The following is a 15,971-nucleotide window of genomic DNA, read 5'->3' as shown; positions in this document are numbered from 1 at the left end:
CCTACGCCGCACCGCCCTCCGCGGTGCGGGACGGCGCGACCGGGCCGCGTTCGAGACCGGCGGACAACCGCTCGACGTGCTCGGTCCGCGTGAGCACCTCCCGTGCGGCCTGCTGGTGCCGGTCGAGAACGCCCACGTCGACCCGCAGGTCACGGATCCGGCGCCGGGTGACCGGCCGCGCCCGCCACGGGTGCCACAGCCGGTGCAGAAGCAGGCCGACCGCCGACCGCTGGTACTCGTCGGCGCGCCGAACGAGCTCCTCGGCGTCGTCGCCGAGCACGCCGCCGACACGGCGGTCGGCCAGCGCGATCACGGTGCACTCGAGCGTCCGCTCGCAGGATCCGGCCGCGAAGTCGGTGACGCGCCGCGGGACGCCTGCGGCGAGTGCCGCGACGGTGAGTCCGGCGAACGCCTCCCGCTGCGCGTGTTCGGCGTCGGTGCCGTCCCCGAGCACCGCCCGGACGCCGAGCACGTCGGTCAGGCGCCGCCGCCCGTCGGCGGTACGGGACACCGGCGGCCGGCCGAGCTCGACGTCACGGACCCCGGCGGTGACCTCGACGACCGCGTGCAGCCGCTGCATCACCGCCGCACGGAGCTGGCGCCGCTCGTGATGCCGGGTCAGGTAGCCGGACGCGGCGGCACCGACCACACCGCCGAGCGTCGTGTAGGTCAGCTCCGCCAGTCCGGGCACGCGCCCTCCCCTTCGAGCGTCAGCCATCGGGCGATGGCATCGAAGTCCTCGCCGGTGAGGCCGAGACGGTGGTCGACGCGATGAAGAAGAGCCGGGGCCCGGTGGTGTGCCGCCACCCAGGCGCGGTCCATCGCACCGATCTCGTCATCGACCCAGACGAAAGAGCGTCCGGCGGCCCGCTCGACCAGAGCCCGCGTCTTCCAGTGCAGCCGGCCGTCGTCCTCGGCCGACTCGGGCCAGTCCAGCACCGGGAGTTCGGGCAGGCCGATCCGCGGAGCGACCTCGGTGTTCGCGTCCTCCATCCAGGTCGTGGCCCACACCAGGTCGCACGGCAGGGCCAGCAGCCGCCGTCCGTGCTCGGGGTCGAGCCTGGCCAGGAGCGGGTTTCCGGAGGCATCCGGGAGTTCCCGGCTCCGCCCCGGTCCGCCCCCGAACGGGATCAGGGGTCCGTCGACGTCGAGGAAGAGCAGCGGGCGGGCGGCGGTCACCGGTCCTCCGGTGATGGTCGCAGGATGATGCGGTCGCCGAGGTTGCGCTCGACCGCTTCGCGGCTGTAGAGCAGCGGGAACGCCTCGTCGGCGGCCCAGCTCCCGAACAGGTCGTGGTGGTGCGGGCTGTCCGGAACGCCGGACTGGCCCGGGGAGTTCATCGCCACCGACGCGTCCCAGGCGCCGACGTCCACGACCAGGCGGAACGTCGCGCCGCCCGACTGGCGGAAGTCGGGGGTGTACGGGGTGGCGCCGACCGTGTCCCCGCTGCCGCCGCGCGGCTGCGAACCGACGCCGCGGTCCTCGATGAGATGCGCAGGCTCGGCCCGGTGCAGCCGTCCCCACGCCCAGCCGGCCTGGTCCGTGCCCAGGAGCCGCTCGACGTCGGCCACCGCGTCCGCGAGCGTGGCCAGGATGAGCCGCTCGCGGGTGCCGGGCGGGCCGAGGCGGTCGCCGGGTGACAGCAGCAGGTCCAGGTCCACGCGTGGGTCGGCTGCCTCGTCCTCGGCGGGCAGGACGCGGGCGAGCGCGTCGGCGCGGCGGTCCGCCGGGACCAGCCGGGACAGCGCCGCTTCGAGCAGGGCCGGCCGCAGGTGGCGGCGGTACCAGACCTCGAACAGCGCCGCCGCGCCCGAACCGGCCGACAGCGTCGCGTCCCATCCCCGCAGCGTCTCCAGGGCGGCCGTGACCTTCGGGTCGTCGTCGCGCAGGCCGTCCAGCAGCGGCTGGATCAGCCGCGCCGGCAGGCTGACGTAGTCGGTCTGGAGTCGCAGGCAGTCCTCGACCGTCCAGCCGGTGCGCGCGGCGAGCACCTCGCGGATGCGCTCGTACCGGAACGGCGCGTACCAGTCGCGGGTCACCAGGACCGGGTGGCCGTCGGGCACGTTGCGCTGGTTGGCGGTGGCCCACCAGCCCTGCTCGGGATCCCGTACGGACGGCAGCTCGTCCACGTCGGCGAAGCCGTCCCACTCGTACCGGCCGTCGCCGGGGACGGGCAGCGTGCCGTCCCAGCCCGACCGCCGGGGCACGCGGCCGGCGGGGCGCCAGCCGATCGTGCCGTCCGGCGCGGCGTACACCTGGTTCTCCCCCGGCGCGCCCCAGCGGCGCATCGCGGCGACGAACTCCTCCGGGTCGCTCGCCCGCATGTAGTCCATGCTGCCGAGGTAGGGCGCCATGCCCGGCTCCAGCCAGGCCGCGCGTACGGCGAACGCGGTCCCGTCGCCCTCGTGGATGACCGGCCCGTGCCGGGTGAACCACAGCTCGACCGGTACGGGGTCGCCGTCGCGCACCGGGACCGTCTCGCGCACCCGCTCCATCGGCTCCCAGCGGCCCTGGTAGCGGTACTCGTGGCGGTCGTTGGTCTCGTAGACGTACAGGTCCTCCTGGTCGATGGGGAAGATCGTCAGCCCGAAGGCGATCCGCCCGTTGTGCCCGATGGAGATGCCGGGCAGCGCGGGCTCGCCCGCGCCGATGACGTCGATGCCGGGGGCGAACAGGTGGGCGATGTAGCGCAGCGACGGCAGCGTGACGGCGCGGTGCGGGTCGTTGGCGAGCAGCGGGCGCCCCGAGGCCGTACGGGACGGGCCGATCACCCAGTTGTTGCTGCCGTCGAGCCCGGCGCGGGACGCGCCCGTCGCCAGCCGGTACACGCGCAGCACGTCGTCCGGGATGACGGAAAGGTCGAGCCCCTCGGGCACGCGCAGCGGGCCCGCCGGCTCCCGTACGCGGCGCAGGTCCTCCACGTCGGGGCCGTGATCGCGCAGGGTGAGCGCCCGCGCGACCTCGTCCCCGAGGTTGGCGAACAGGCCGTGGCTGCGGATCCGCGCCACGTCCTCGGGCGCCCAGTACGCGGGGAGATGGTCGGTGAACTCGGGCGGCAGGTGCTCGCGGCGGTCCCGGCACAGGGCGACGAAGGCGTTGATCCCCGCGACGAACGCGCGGGTCACCCGCTCGGTGCCCGGCCCGTACGCGGGCCACTCGGCGGCCATGTCACCGCGGTAGAGGAAGAGGCGGGCGGCGCGGTCCTGCTCGACGTACTCGGCGCCGAAGACCTCCGAGAGCAGCCCGAGGCCGCGCCGCCGCCACAGGTCGATCTGGAACAGCCGGTCCCGCGCGGCGTTGAAGCCCTGCGCGACGAACACGTCATCGGGCGAGCGCGCGTAGATGTGGGGCACACCCCAGCGGTCGACCAGAATTTCCACGGGCTCGGCGAGGGCGGACACGACGTACGTGGCGGTCATCTGAATCCTCCGAGGAAACCCCGCCCTTCAGCTTCAGGGCGGGGAGGGAATCGGACCCCTGCGGAGCAGGGAGGGCGTGGATAGCCGGGTCGCCGTCACGGCGATCCGGCGTCCAGCGCCGGAAAACCCACAGACGGTCACACTCTGACGCGATAGTTTGCGTTCTGTGACCGCCCCCCGTGTGAAGCGTGCTTTCAAGTACCGCTTCTATCCCACCGATGCGCAGGCGGCGGAGCTGTTGCGCACGTTCGGGTGCGTGCGGAAGGTCTACAACCTGGCGCTGGAGGCCCGCACCGAGGCCTGGAAGTCGCGGCGGGAACGCCTCGGCTACAACGCCACCTCCGCGATGCTGACGGCCTGGAAGAAGACCGAGGAACTGGCGTTCCTGAGCGAGGTGTCCAGCGTTCCGCTGCAGCAGGTGCTGCGGCATCTGCAGACCGCGTTCACGAACTTCTTCGCCGGACGGGCCAGGTACCCACGGTTCAAGGCGAAGAAGAAGTCCCGCAAGTCCGCCGAGTACAGCGCTAGCGCCTTCCGGTTCCGGGAGGGGACACTCACCCTCGCCAAGATGGCAGAGCCGTTGAACATCGTCTGGTCGAGGCCTCTTCCGCAGGGCGTGAAGCCTTCGACGGTGACGGTGTCTCAGGATTCGGCGGGGCGCTGGTTCGTGTCCCTGCTGTGCGAAGACCCCGACGTGCGGCCGCTCCCGGCGGGCGGTGACGCGGTCGGGGTGGATGCCGGGCTGGAGCATCTGCTGACGTTGTCCACCGGGGAGAAGGTCACCAATCCCCGGCATGAACGCCGGGACCGCAAGCGTCTGGCCAAGGCGCAGCGGGAACTGTCCCGCAAGGCCAAAGGGGATGGTTCCAACCGGGCCAAGGCCCGGCGTAAGGTCGCCCGGATCCACACGCGGATCGCCGACCGACGTCGTGATGCCCTGCACAAGCTCACCACTCGACTCGTTCGTGAGAACCAAACGATCGTGATCGAGGACCTGACCGTCAAGAACATGCTGAAAAACGGCCATCTGGCCCGCGCCATCTCCGATGCCGCATGGAGCGAGTTCCGCAGCATGCTCGAGTACAAAGCGCGATGGTATGGCCGCGAGGTGATCGTGGTCGATCGCTGGTTCCCCTCCTCCAAACTGTGCTCGGCCTGCGGAACCGTGGCCGAGGCGATGCCCCTCAACGTCCGCACCTGGACGTGCGGCTGCGGCACGACCCACGATCGGGACGTGAACGCGGCGAAGAACATTCTGGCCGCCGGGCCGGCGGTGTCGGCCTGTGGAGCCGCGGTAAGACCTCGGGCGGGACTCCTCCCGGTCGAAGCCGTCGGTACAGAAGCAGGAAACCCCACGGCGCGAGCCGTAGGAATCCCCCTCGCTCACGAGAGGGAGGAAGTCAACTCGCCTGACTATCCGAGGGAACCGGCGCGTTCACAATCGCCGCTTCGTATGACCTTCACCGTGACTCCCGGCAAACCAGAAGATCACGAGGGCGAAATGTGCGCCAGCGGCCGGAACAGATCGGCTCCCCGATCAGCCCAGTGACGCGGTCGCCGCACGCAGGTCGTCCAGGGCGGCCAGCGCGTGCTGGGCGAGCCCTTTGCCGTCATCACGATCACCGTCGGACCACTGGGCGAAGCCTCGCTTGAACGCGAGGACCCCCAGCTCGGCCGCGAGATGCGCGGTCGGGTCAGGGACGCCGCGGGCGAGGAGCGCGGCTGTCATGGCGGCGGCGAGACCGACGCTTTTGAGGGCGTCCCGCTCTTGGAGTTCGGTGCTGGCCGCCACGGCCGCCTTGAGGCGGGGGCCGAGCTCGCGGTTCGCCGGCCCCATTGAGCTCGACGCGCGATCGAGGCCGGCTGCGACCGCTTCGAGCGGGCTGGCGCTCGCCGGCGCCTCGGTGATCCCTTCCGCGAGCAGCCTGCTCAGGGTCTCCTGGCCGGCGACCAGGAGTTCACGCTTGTCGGAGAAGTGCCGGAAGAAGGTGCTCTTGGTGACTCCGGCGCGCTCGGCGATCTGCGCCACCGTGGTGGCGTCGTACCCCTGCTCGGCGAACAGGTCGACGGCCGCGACGACGAGTCGCTGCTTCGCCCCCGGTTGCCATCGAGCCATGTCGCCATCATAGGTGATGGGACAAGAGTCCCGTCAGCCTGTTACGGTGATGGGACAAGAGTCCCATCACTTCGGGAGAGCCTCATGCACGTCTTCGTCACCGGCGGTACCGGCACCATCGGCTCCGCCGTCGTCGCCGAACTACTCCGCAACGGCCACACCGTTCTCGCACTGGCCCGCTCGGACGCCTCCGCGCTGGCCCTCAAGGACGCCGGCGCGGAGGCGCTGCGAGGAGAGATCGCGGACCTCGACGTCCTGCGCGCCGGCGCCGCGCAGACCGACGGCGTGATCAGCCTCGCCTTCAGCCGCGACTACGGCGATCCGGACGCGCTCGCGCAGGGCGTCGCCCAGGAGGGCGCCGCCCTCGCCGCGCTGGGCGAGGAACTCACCGGAAGCGACCGCCCGATCGTCACCGTCTCGGGCACGCCCTGGGTACCGGGCCGCCCCTCCACCGAAGCCGATCCGCTGCCGACCGACGGACCGGTGGGTGGTCGAGGCCGCTCGGTCAACGCCCTGCTGGAGCTGGCCTCGCGCGGTGTCCGCGCCACGGCGGTCCGCATGCCGCGCACGGTTCACAACGAGGGCAGGGGCGGATTCGCCGGCCTGCTGACCGAGGCGGCGCGCCGCTCCGGAGTGGCCGGCTACCCGGGCGACGGCACCCAGCGCTGGCCGGCCGTGCACGCCCTCGACGCAGCGGTCCTGTTCCGGCTGGCCCTCGAGTCGGCACCGCCCGGCACGTGCTGGCACGCCGTCGCCGACGAGGGCGACGCGGTGCGAGACATCGCGACGGTCGTCGGACGGCGACTGGGCCTGCCGGTCGAGGCGGTGCCGGAGGAGACCTTCGGCCCGTTCGGCCCGATCTTCGCGATGGACCAGCCGGCGTCCAGTGCCCACACCCGTGACGTCCTCGGGTGGCAGCCGACGCACCCCGGCCTGCTCGAGGACCTGGAGAACATCCAGCCCTGAGACGGGGTCGAGCAGCCGGGGCCGCCGCCCCAGGCCGATCTGGAGCACCTCGTTCGCGCCGCGCAGCGCCGCCCGCAAGGCCTCCCGTCTCGGCCGGGCCTGTCATGCGGCCGGGATTCATGAGTCGGCGGGCCGGTCGAGGTCGGACAGGTCGAGCACGAAGCGGTAGCGGACATCGCCGCGGCCGAGGCGGTCGAGCGCCTCCTGGACGCGCGCCGAGGGCAGTACCTCGACGTCGGCCGCGATGGCGTGGTCGGCGCAGAAGTCCAGCAGCTCGGCGGTGCGGCGGCGGCCGCCGGTGCCCGAGGAGGTCAGCCTCTTGCGGCCCTGGACCAGGTCGAGGATCCGGACCGCCTGCTCCAGGGGATAGCCGAGCAGGGCGAGGGTGCCGTCCAGGGCCGCCATGCGCAGCAGCGGGGACAGGTCGTGCGCGACGGGGATGGCGTCCAGGATGAGGTCGAACCGGCCGCGCGCCCGCCGAGTCTGCCGGTCGTCGGTGGTCACGAGGGTTTCGGCCGCTCCGAGCTTGTGGGCGTCGCCGACTTTGGCGGGCGTGCGGCTGAGGACGGTGACCTCGGCGCCCAGCTCGGCGGCCAGCTTCACCCCCAGGTGCCCCAGCCCGCCGAGGCCGGCCACCGCGACGCTGCTCCCGGGCCCGATCCCGGCCGCGCGCAGGGGCTCCCAGACGGTGATCCCGGCACACATCAGCGGGGCGGCGGCGGCCTGGCCGAGCCCGTCCGGCAGGTGGTAGGCGAACCGGTCGCGCACCACGTACTCGCGGCTGTAGCCGCCCTGGGTCCTGGTGCCGTCGACGCGGTCGGTCCCGCCGTAGGTGGTGACGGGGCCCTCGTAGCAGTAGTTCTCCTGTCCGATCCGGCACATCTCGCAGACCCCGCACGAGTCGACGACGGTCCCGACCGCGACCCGGTCGCCCACCGAGAACGCGGTCACCGCGGCGCCGACGGCGGTGACCGTACCGGTGAACTCGTGGCCGGGGACCAGAGCGCCCTCGCCGAGAAGGCCGCCGATCCGGTGCAGGTCGCTGTGGCACACGCCGCAGTAGTCGACGCGGACCGCGAGGTCGTCGTCGCGCAGGTCGCGGCGCTCGAGCCGGACGCGCCGCAGCGCGGTGGTGCCCTCAGCGGTCATCCAGCCGGTGGTGGTACGCATGGAAGCCTCCAAACAGACTATTCGGTCTGTTTTTCAGCGTAGAGCGCGCTCGGACGTGAAGCAAACCAACTAGTCTGTCTGTTAAGCTGCGGTCATGCCCGAACTGCCGACCACGCCGAAGGGCGCCGCGACCAGGCGCCGGATTCTGGACGCGGCCACCGAGGAGTTCGCACAGCGGGGGATCGCCGGCGCCAGGATCGACCGCATCACCGCCACCGCCCGCACCAACAAAGCCCAGGTGTACGGCTACTTCGGCAGTAAGGACGGCTTGTTCGACGCGGTGATCGCCGACCACGCCGACCGGCTCATGAGTGCCGTCGCGTTCGACGCCGACGACCTGCCCGGCTGGGCCGTGGGGATGTACGACGAGAACCTGCGCCATCCCGAACTCGTCCGCCTCATGGCCTGGCTGCGGCTGGAACGACGTCCGGCAGGACGCCTCACCGACACCCCCGACGACGAACCGAAACTCACCGCCATCGCCGCCGCCCAGGCCGCCGGACGGCTCCGTCAGGGCGACCCCCTCGACCTGGTCGCCCTGGTCATCGCCATGGCCTGCGCCTGGTCCCCGGCCAGCGCCTTCTACACCGCCACCGCGGACGAGCCCGCCACCGACCACGACCGCCGCCGGGCCCTCCTGCGCGAGTGCGTCGCCCAGGCCGTCGCCCCCTGACCGAGCACCCACCTCCCGTCCGGGACGCAGTGGACTCCGTCTGCTCCTCTCGACCGACGAGGAACAGCCGGTCCGGGCGCGCGACCGGTTCGACCTTTCCTGAAACGCGACGGGCGACCGCCGTCGACGGCGGTCGCCCGTGAGTCAGGCCGGATGCGTCCGGGTCAGACGGTCGGCTCGTGGCTCAGGTAGACGTCGTGCGCCTCCTCGTCCTTGCCGTTCAGCACCACGGCGGAGGCGACCGGTGGGTAGCCGGAGGCCGTGACCGTGTACTGACCGCTGGACAGGTCGCCGAAGGTGTACGTGCCGTCCGGGCCGGTGGTCGTGACGGCCACGACGTTGCCCTGCGCGTCCACCAGCGTGACCCGGGCGTCGGACAGCGGGCCGCGGCCCTCCGCCTGGACCGTGCCGCCGATGCGGGCGCCCGCCGGCAGTTCGATCTCCTTGTGGGTGCGCGCGCCGTCCAGCTCGACCGGGACCGCGGCCGGGCGGTGCGCCGCCGCGCTGACCGCCAGCGTGTAGGTGCCGGAGGGCAGCCCGGAGAAGGAGTATCCGCCGTCGGCGCCCGTGGTGCCGGTCGCCATGACCTCGCCGTGCAGGTCGGCCACGACCACCCGGGCGTCCGCGACCGGCTCGCCGTTCGCGTCGCGGACCAGGCCGGTCAGCCCGGCCGAACCCTCCAGGACCGGGTCGAACTCCACCGGCCGGTTGCCGACCACCAGCGTGCTCGCCTGCGGCTCGTGGCCTTCGGCCGACGCGACCAGGACGTACGTCCCCGCCCCCGGCGTGGCCAGCTCGTACCGGCCGTCCGCTCCCGCGGAGGTGCGGCCGAGCTGGCGGCCCTGGATGTCGATCAGCGTGAGCACCGCCCGGGTCGACGGGACGCCGTCGGGGCTGCCGACGAAACCGTGGATCACGCTGCCGGTCGCCGGGGCCGCGTGACGGCCCCCGCCCCGAGCGTGTGCGCCCGGCACGGGCCCGGCCGCCGAGGCGACCGGAGCACCCGGCGCGACCGGAGCCGCGGGCGCGGCCGAGGCGGCGGCCGGAGCCGCCGGGGCGGCGGGGGCGGCCGCCGGGCCGCTTCCGCGCAGCGGCACCTCGCGGATCAGCCAGGCGACCAGGAACCCGGCGAACGCCAGCACGGCCCCGCCGACGACCACTCCGTGCACGCCGTTCGTAACGCCCAGGTTGAACGCGTCCTGCACCATCTGCGGCAGCTTGTGCAGGGCCGCGGGAGACAGGTTGACACCGCCGGCGGTCAGCGAGCCGCCGGACTTGGAGCCGAGCTGATCGGTCAGGGTGTGCTCAAGGCGGTTCGTGTAGATCGAACCGAGCAGCGCGACGCCGAGCGAGCCGCCGATCGTACGGAAGAGGGTGACCGAGCCGCTGGCCGCGCCCATGTCACGCAGTTCGACGCTGTTCTGGGTGACGAGCATCGTGTTCTGCATGATGAAGCCCATGCCCAGGCCGACCCCGACGGTCAGCGCGGAGCTCGCCGCCGTGGTGGTGTCCACCTTCAGCAGGAGGAGGATGAGCATGCCGACGGTCAGGATCGCGCCACCGATGATCGGGTAGATCCGGTAGCGGCCGTTGCGGGTGATGAGCTGGCCGGTGGTCAGCATCACGACGAGCATGCCGAACATCAGCGGCAGGAGCAGCAGGCCGCTCGCCGTGGCCGAGGCGCCCCGGACGTACTGCATGTACTGCGGGAGGAAGTTGACCGCGCCGAACATCGCGGCGCCGACCAGGAAGCTGAGGATCTGCGCGACGGTGAAGTTGCGGCTGCGGAACAGGCGCGGCGGCAGGATCGGCTCCGACACCCTGCTCTCGGCGTACACGAAGAGCACCAGCCCGACGACGGCGATGACCGCGAGCCCGATGATCTGCCAGGAGGCCCAGGGGTACTCCGTGCCGCCCCAGCTCGCGACGAGGGTGAGCGCCACGACGCCGACGGTCAGCAGGAACGCCCCGATGAAGTCGATCTTGGCCTTGATGTGCTGGGTGTGCAGACGCATGCCCAGGCCGGTCACCAGCAGCGCGGCGGCGCCCAGCGGCAGGTTCACGTAGAACGCCCAGCGCCAGCTGAGGTGGTCGGTCAGGAATCCGCCGAGCAGCGGGCCGCCGACGAACGCCACCGGCATCATGCCGCCGATCAGCGCCTGGAAGCGGCCACGTTCGCGCGGCGGGACCAGGTCACCGATGATCGCCATCGCGCCGACCATCAGACCGCCGGCGCCCAGGCCCTGCAGCGCGCGGAACCCGATGAGCTCGTCCATGTTCTGCGACAGGCCTGAGAGCGCCGAGCCCGCCAGGAACACCACGATCGCGGACATGAACATGCCCTTGCGGCCGTACAGGTCACCGAGCTTGCCCCAGATGGGCGTCGCCGCCGCCGTGGCGAGCGCGTAGGCCGTGACGACCCAGGAGAGATGGGCGAGGCCGCCGAGGTCCCCGACGATGGTCGGCAGGGCCGTGCCGACGATGAGGTTGTCGAGCATGGCCAGGAACATGCCGAGCATGAGGCCGACCATCGCGATGTAGATCGATCGCGTGCTCCTCGGGGGTGCCGCCGTACCCGGCGGAGCCATCTCCGCTGTGTCCGTGGCCGTCATTGGTCCACCCCTCCCCGAAACGACATGAGGTACCCCGTTCCACCAAATAGCAATCTTACTTGCCGTACGGTAAGCTACCAACTAACCGGGCGTCAAGTAAGGCAGGTGAGGCGGGCGATGGGCGAGCGCCGGAGCGACACTCGCGAGCGGATCCAGGCAACCGCTCTGGAGTTGTTCGCCGAGCACGGCTACGAGAAGACCTCGCTGCGGCAGATCGCCGAGCGTCTCCACGTGACGAAGGCGGCGCTCTACTACCACTTCAACAGCAAAGAGGACATCGTCGTCAGCCTCTTCGACGGCCTCATCGCCGACATCGACGCGATCATCGCCTGGTTCCGTGAACGGCCCCGCACCCCGGAGACCCGCAGGGAACTGGTGCAGCGCTACGCCCGCCTGGCGCACGACAGCCCGCCGGGCATGCGGCGGCTGCTCCAGGACGTACGCTCGATGCGCGAGCTGACCGTGGGCGGCGAGCTCTCGGAGCGGATGCGCACGATGGTCCGCCTGCTGACCGACCGGGACGCCCCGGCCCTCGCCCAGCTCAAGTGCGTGATGGCCCTGGCCTCGATCAACGCCGCGATGTTCGCCCTCCCGGAGACCGACACCACCCCCGAGGAACGCCACGCCGCCGGCCTGACCCTCGCTCTGGAACTCGTCGGCTGACCGCGAGCGCGGCCATCAAACGCCGCCGTGGACGCATCGGCCTGCGACGTACGTGGCGTGTACCGGGATGGACGCGATGCCGTGTGGGTCGGCGGTCAGCGGGTTCTCGCCCAGGACCACGAAGTCGGCCGCGTACCCGGGCGCCAGGCGTCCGCGGGTGGAGGCCACGCCGTCCGCTTCGGCGGAGCCGATCGTGTAGACGCGCAGCGCCTCCTCCACGCTCACCCGCTGCGAGACGCCGACCGGGGCCCCGTCGTCCAGGCCCTCCCGCGTCACCATCGACTGGATGCCCACCAGCGGCTCGTACGGGCCGCACGGGTGGTCCGAGGAGCCCGCCACGGTCACGCCCGCGTCCAGGAAGGACCGGTGCGCGAACATCCGCTCGGTGCGTGACGGCCCGTACCAGCGGTTCAGCGCGTCCCCGTGGTACGCGACGTAGCCCGCGAAGGGGACGGCGATGGCCTCCAGCTCCTTCATCCGCAGGAGGATCTCCTCGTCCACGACCGAGCAGTGCTCGACGCGGTGCCGCAGGCCCGGCCGGGGGAAGTCCCGCCGCGCGGCGGCGAAGGCGTCCAGGACCAGGCGGATCGCCGCGTCGCCGTTCGCGTGCACGCCGATCCGGTCGCCGCCCCGCTGCACCGTCGCCACCGCCTCGAACAGCTCCTCCGTGGAGGTCGTCTGCATGCCGTGGCCGCCGCCGTCGGCGTACGGCTCGGACAGCAGGCACGTACGGCCGCCGACCGCGCCGTCCGCGAACGCCTTCACCCCCACGAAGCGCAGGAAGTCGTCGCCGAAGCCACTCCCGACGCCCAGGGCGCGCGCCCGGTCGTAGTGGTCGATGGACAGCAGCATGCCGACCCGCAGCGTCAGCAGGCCACGTTCCCGCGCCCGCCGCAGCAGGTCCACGTCCGACGGCGCGACCAGCGCGTCGCAGATCGAGGTGAGGCCCGCGGCGTGCCATCGCCCGACGGCGCGCTCCAGGCCGCGCAGGCGGTCCTCCGGCGAGGCGGCGGGCAGCGCCGCACCACCTCGCGCCGTCCCCGGATAGACGACGTTCATCAGCGCGCGTTCGATCAGCCGCCCGTCCAGGCGTCCGTCCGGAGAGCGGCCGTACTGGCCGCCGGCCGGAGGCGGCGAGGTCTCGCCGATGCCCAGCGCGTCCAGCGCGCGGGAGTTCACGACGCCCCAGTGCCCGGCGACCTGCACGACGATCACCGGGTTGGCCGGCGCGACCCGGTCCAGGTCCCAGCGCGTGAGCGGCCCGGTCTTGGCGTCGTCGTACCGGCCGCCGCGGATCCAGGCCCCGGCCTCGGTCGTCCGCGCCCGCGCGCCGACGCGGTCCAGCAGGTCCTCCACCCCGCTCACCGCCGCCGCCGACAGGTCCAGGTGCAGCAGGTCGTCGGCGGTGTTCACGAGGTGGACGTGGGCGTCGTGCAGGCCGGGGACGACCGTGGACGCGCCGAGGTCGACCTCGCGGGCGCCGGGGAAGCGCGAGCGCAGCGCGGCCAGGTCGCCGACCGCGCGGATCCGGTCGCCGTCCACGGCGAACGCCTCCGCCTCCGGTCCGTCGAGCGTGAGCACGTGGGCCGCGCGGAACAGTACCGGCGGGTTCTCACGGATCATCGGCGGCCTCCTCTCTCTCACCAGGAGACACGCGGACGACGTCGAGCGAACTCTCATCCCGGCGTCCGGTTCTGGTCACGAGCTGTTCACCCGGTGATTCCGGCACGGCAACGGCGACCGATCGCGCGACGTCTAGGGTCGTTTGCCATCCCTTGACCATTCCTTTGCGGCGAACGGTGGCCGATGGCATCCCGCTTGATCTTGCACATAGGCCTGCAGAAGTCCGGCACGACCTACCTCCAGGAGCTCATCGCGAGCGGCGCCAGGGAGCTGGCCGAGGCGGGCGTCGTCTACCCGGTGGCGCCCGCGGGCCGGCGACGGCGCCGTACGGAGAACCACGAATGGGCCTCCTACGGCCTGCTCGGGCCGGAGTACCCCTGGGTGTCCGAGCAGCGGGCCGCGGCGGAGAAGGGCGCGTGGAAGACCCTCGAACGCCAGGTCGCCCGCACGAAGGGGACGGTGCTGCTGTCCGCGGAGGCGCTCTCGGTGATCCGCGCACCGGCGATCCGCACGCTGCTCGACCGGCTGGCCGTGGGCGATGTCGAGATCGTGGTGACCGCGCGGAGCCTGAGCCGGACGCTGCCGTCGCTGTGGCAGCAGCACGTGCGCAACGGCCGGCGCCTGGGGTTCGAGCGGTACCTCGACATGCTGGGAGAGCAGCGCCGCATGCCGGCGGCGCGGATCGAGGAAGACGCCGGCCTGCACCTGTGGCGGGCGTTCGCGATCGGCCGTCTCGTACGGCGCTGGGCGCGCGAGGTGGGCGAGTCCCGCGTGCGCGTGGTGACCAGCCCCGGCCGTCCGCCGGAACTGCTGTGGACGCGCTTCGCCGAGGCGATCGGCGTGCCCGGTTTCACGTTCCGTACGGACGACGCCGGTCGGCCCGTGCACACCGGGCTGACCGCGCCCGAGGCCGTGGTCCTGACCTCGCTCAACGCCGCGCTGGCGTCGGCCGGCTGGTCCCCGGACCGGGCACGGCGGCTGCGGGAGGCCGTGCTGACCGACGGTTTCCAGCCGCGCGCCGAGCGCGGGCCGCGCATCGCGATCCCGGCGCACTGGCGGTCGTGCGTCGCGGACTGGAGCGCCGAGGACGTCGCCGACCTGCTGGACAGCGGCGTCACGCTGATCGGCGAGCCGGCCGACCTGCGTCCGGAACCGGCGCGTGAGGACGTTCCGGCGCCCACGATCGAGGAGGTCGGCGCCGCGTGCGCGGCGGCCGTCCTCGCGGTGAACGGCAGGGTGACGGGCCCGTAGGCGCGACGCCGGCCGCCCGTTCGGCCCACCTGTCGCGGTCGCCGCGCCGGTTCGACGCGGCCGTTCCGAAAGACCGGTGGAACCGTGGAGGACGCGCGCCGATCGTCACTTCGATCCGTCGAACGACACGGATCAATTCTTGACCAGGGTAAACTTGCGATCATTCGAACTTGTGTTCGAGAATGCCTGATCATGCACGATGCCCGTCAGCTTGATCACTATCCGTCCGGCTCTCATCGGGTCGAGGCTCGGAACCCCTGGGTCTGGATCCGTCACCGGGGCGCCTGGCGGAAGGGCGCGATCCACTGCTGGTACGTCCACGGCGACGTCTGGATGGCCTGGATGCAGCACGAGGACCCGGCGCCGGACGTGCCGTGGGCGCAGTGGGGGCTGTACCAGTACGACGGGACGACCATCCGCCGGCGCTACTCCCCGGCGGCGCGGGCACGCGTCGAGGTGCCGGACGGCGGGCCACGCGACCGGTTCACCTCCCAGCTGCGCGACGAGGGCTACAGCGTGGTCCAGGAGGAGACGGAGGCGTCGGTGACGCTCCACCTCGGCTGAACCCTCAGCCCAGGTGGGCGAGCTCCAGATGCGCCGACACCACCCAGTTCGGCGCGTCCACGACCTCAGAGATCTTCAAGTCGGCGGCGACGCTGGCCAGCAGGTACGCGTCGGCCGGGTCCAGCCCGGTGCGGCCGGCGATCTCCGCCACGAGCGCGCGGGTGGCCTCCACGGCCGCGGCCATGAGGTCGGGCCCGACGCCGGTCGTCGCGAGCGCCGCGCCGGTGCGGTGCGTGCGCGGATGCGTCTCGATGACCGGTGTCCCCGGCGCCGCGTCGCGGCGCAGGCCGATCCGCAGCCGTACGGTCGCGTCGGTCTCCACGCCCGTGCCGCTCACCTCGCCGTCGCCCATCGCGGCGTGCGCGTCGCCGAGGGAGAGCAGCGCGCCCTCGACGCCGACCGGTAGCCTGAGCTGCGCCCCGGGACCGATGTGGCGCACGTCGAGGTTGCCGCCCCAACGGCTCGGCGGCACCATCGGATGCGGTCCAGGCTCGGGCGGCGCCACACCGATGGTGCCGATCATCGGCACGACCGGCACCGAGACGCCGGGCAGCAGTTCGGCGCGGCCGTCCGCGATGGTGGAGACACGCAGGTGGGGATCGGGAAAGTCCTCGGCGAGCAGGCCGAAGCCCGGGATGCAGGCGGTCCAGCCCCAGGAGCCGACCTCCACGTCGAGGATGTCGACCACGAGCGCGTCGCCCGGCCGCGCGCCTTCGACCGCGAACGGGCCGGTGACCGGGTTGACGCGGGTGAAGTCCAGGCCGGGCACGTCGGCGGCGGTCGAGCCGGCGGTGAGCTGGCCGCCGCTCGCGTCGGCGGTCTCGACGATGATCTCGTCGCCGGGCGCAACGGTCGCGATCGGGGCCAGCGTGCGGTCCCAGGCGGTGTGCGTCTCGGTCCGCTTGATGTGCATG

Annotated in this window: 13 protein-coding genes and 1 pseudogene; 6 read left to right on the top strand and 8 right to left on the bottom strand. The window is 72.4% G+C overall.

The window, feature by feature from the left end; all coding sequences use genetic code 11:
- Position 1 precedes the first annotated feature (1 nt).
- The 3 genes from ABEA10_RS18730 to ABEA10_RS18720 are packed head-to-tail and all read right to left on the bottom strand — an operon-like array spanning position 2 to position 3,419.
- The gene (locus tag ABEA10_RS18730) at positions 2-691 is read right to left on the bottom strand and encodes a hypothetical protein (RefSeq protein ID WP_345465344.1); all 690 of its coding nucleotides are present in this window, start codon (positions 689-691) and stop codon (positions 2-4) included.
- Positions 670-1,179: an HAD domain-containing protein gene (locus ABEA10_RS18725; protein WP_345465342.1), complete on the bottom strand. Its 510-nt coding sequence runs from the start codon at positions 1,177-1,179 to the stop codon at positions 670-672. Before ABEA10_RS18725 ends, ABEA10_RS18730 begins: the two co-directional genes overlap by 22 nt.
- On the bottom strand, positions 1,176-3,419 hold the full coding sequence (locus tag ABEA10_RS18720; RefSeq protein WP_345465340.1) for a penicillin acylase family protein: 2,244 nt from the start codon (positions 3,417-3,419) through the stop codon (positions 1,176-1,178). The genes ABEA10_RS18725 and ABEA10_RS18720 overlap by 4 nt, the downstream gene beginning before the upstream one ends.
- Positions 3,420-3,585: 166 nt before the next feature.
- Here ABEA10_RS18720 and ABEA10_RS18715 point away from each other — a divergent pair.
- Positions 3,586-4,789 (top strand): annotated as a pseudogene (locus ABEA10_RS18715) (RNA-guided endonuclease InsQ/TnpB family protein).
- A gap of 167 nt (positions 4,790-4,956) precedes the next feature.
- On the opposite strand, the gene ABEA10_RS18710 reads toward ABEA10_RS18715, so the two are convergent.
- Positions 4,957-5,535: a TetR/AcrR family transcriptional regulator gene (locus tag ABEA10_RS18710; protein WP_345465336.1), complete on the bottom strand. Its 579-nt coding sequence runs from the start codon at positions 5,533-5,535 to the stop codon at positions 4,957-4,959.
- Positions 5,536-5,619: 84 nt separating this feature from the next.
- Here ABEA10_RS18710 and ABEA10_RS18705 point away from each other — a divergent pair, with 84 nt between their 5' ends.
- Positions 5,620-6,501, top strand: a complete 882-nt coding sequence (locus tag ABEA10_RS18705) for an SDR family oxidoreductase (RefSeq protein ID WP_345465334.1) — start codon at positions 5,620-5,622, stop codon at positions 6,499-6,501.
- 117 nt (positions 6,502-6,618) lie between these two features.
- Here the strand turns inward: ABEA10_RS18705 and ABEA10_RS18700 are convergent, their stop codons facing one another.
- The gene (locus tag ABEA10_RS18700; RefSeq protein ID WP_345465332.1) at positions 6,619-7,671 is read right to left on the bottom strand and encodes an NAD(P)-dependent alcohol dehydrogenase; all 1,053 of its coding nucleotides are present in this window, start codon (positions 7,669-7,671) and stop codon (positions 6,619-6,621) included.
- 94 nt (positions 7,672-7,765) lie between these two features.
- On the opposite strand from ABEA10_RS18700, the gene ABEA10_RS18695 reads away from it, so the two are divergent.
- Positions 7,766-8,344: a TetR/AcrR family transcriptional regulator gene (locus ABEA10_RS18695; RefSeq protein ID WP_345465330.1), complete on the top strand. Its 579-nt coding sequence runs from the start codon at positions 7,766-7,768 to the stop codon at positions 8,342-8,344.
- Between the two features lie 164 nt (positions 8,345-8,508).
- Here the strand turns inward: ABEA10_RS18695 and ABEA10_RS18690 are convergent, their stop codons facing one another.
- A complete protein-coding gene (locus ABEA10_RS18690) occupies positions 8,509-10,956 on the bottom strand; it encodes an MFS transporter (RefSeq protein WP_345465328.1) in 2,448 nt (815 codons plus the stop codon).
- Positions 10,957-11,073: 117 nt separating this feature from the next.
- On the opposite strand from ABEA10_RS18690, the gene ABEA10_RS18685 reads away from it, so the two are divergent.
- Positions 11,074-11,619 carry a TetR/AcrR family transcriptional regulator gene (locus ABEA10_RS18685; RefSeq protein ID WP_345465326.1) on the top strand — a complete coding sequence of 182 codons (546 nt, stop codon included), beginning with the start codon at positions 11,074-11,076 and terminating at the stop codon, positions 11,617-11,619.
- Between the two features lie 15 nt (positions 11,620-11,634).
- On the opposite strand, the gene ABEA10_RS18680 is transcribed toward ABEA10_RS18685, so the two are convergent.
- Positions 11,635-13,242 carry an amidohydrolase gene (locus ABEA10_RS18680; RefSeq protein WP_345465324.1) on the bottom strand — a complete coding sequence of 536 codons (1,608 nt, stop codon included), beginning with the start codon at positions 13,240-13,242 and terminating at the stop codon, positions 11,635-11,637.
- Between the two features lie 195 nt (positions 13,243-13,437).
- Here ABEA10_RS18680 and ABEA10_RS18675 point away from each other — a divergent pair, with 195 nt between their 5' ends.
- Both ABEA10_RS18675 and ABEA10_RS18670 read left to right on the top strand, forming a co-directional pair.
- On the top strand, positions 13,438-14,493 hold the full coding sequence (locus ABEA10_RS18675) for a hypothetical protein (protein ID WP_345465322.1): 1,056 nt from the start codon (positions 13,438-13,440) through the stop codon (positions 14,491-14,493).
- A 192-nt stretch (positions 14,494-14,685) separates the two neighbouring features.
- The gene (locus ABEA10_RS18670; protein WP_345465320.1) at positions 14,686-15,057 is read left to right on the top strand and encodes a hypothetical protein; all 372 of its coding nucleotides are present in this window, start codon (positions 14,686-14,688) and stop codon (positions 15,055-15,057) included.
- 4 nt (positions 15,058-15,061) lie between these two features.
- Here the strand turns inward: ABEA10_RS18670 and ABEA10_RS18665 are convergent, their stop codons facing one another.
- On the bottom strand, positions 15,062-15,970 hold the full coding sequence (locus ABEA10_RS18665; RefSeq protein WP_345465318.1) for an acetamidase/formamidase family protein: 909 nt from the start codon (positions 15,968-15,970) through the stop codon (positions 15,062-15,064).
- Between the last annotated feature and the right edge of the window lies 1 nt (position 15,971).

The organism is Actinoallomurus oryzae, from assembly GCF_039541955.1.
GTDB classification, from domain to species: domain Bacteria; phylum Actinomycetota; class Actinomycetes; order Streptosporangiales; family Streptosporangiaceae; genus Actinoallomurus; species Actinoallomurus oryzae.
The sequence above is the reverse complement of the archived record's forward strand: the minus strand, read 5'-3'. Positions and strand labels throughout refer to the sequence as shown.

Bases quoted from the DNA above. Each gene is read 5' to 3' on its own strand.
- ABEA10_RS18700 (WP_345465332.1), bottom strand. From the start codon at position 7,671: ATGCGTACCACCACCGGCTGGATGACCGCTGAGGGCACCACCGCGCTG.
- ABEA10_RS18685 (WP_345465326.1), top strand. From the start codon at position 11,074: ATGGGCGAGCGCCGGAGCGACACTCGCGAGCGGATCCAGGCAACCGCT.
- ABEA10_RS18720 (WP_345465340.1), bottom strand. From the start codon at position 3,419: ATGACCGCCACGTACGTCGTGTCCGCCCTCGCCGAGCCCGTGGAAATT.
- ABEA10_RS18690 (WP_345465328.1), bottom strand. From the start codon at position 10,956: ATGACGGCCACGGACACAGCGGAGATGGCTCCGCCGGGTACGGCGGCA.
- ABEA10_RS18680 (WP_345465324.1), bottom strand. From the start codon at position 13,242: ATGATCCGTGAGAACCCGCCGGTACTGTTCCGCGCGGCCCACGTGCTC.
- ABEA10_RS18705 (WP_345465334.1), top strand. From the start codon at position 5,620: ATGCACGTCTTCGTCACCGGCGGTACCGGCACCATCGGCTCCGCCGTC.
- ABEA10_RS18695 (WP_345465330.1), top strand. From the start codon at position 7,766: ATGCCCGAACTGCCGACCACGCCGAAGGGCGCCGCGACCAGGCGCCGG.
- ABEA10_RS18710 (WP_345465336.1), bottom strand. From the start codon at position 5,535: ATGGCTCGATGGCAACCGGGGGCGAAGCAGCGACTCGTCGTCGCGGCC.
- ABEA10_RS18670 (WP_345465320.1), top strand. From the start codon at position 14,686: ATGCACGATGCCCGTCAGCTTGATCACTATCCGTCCGGCTCTCATCGG.
- ABEA10_RS18665 (WP_345465318.1), bottom strand. From the start codon at position 15,970: ATGCACATCAAGCGGACCGAGACGCACACCGCCTGGGACCGCACGCTG.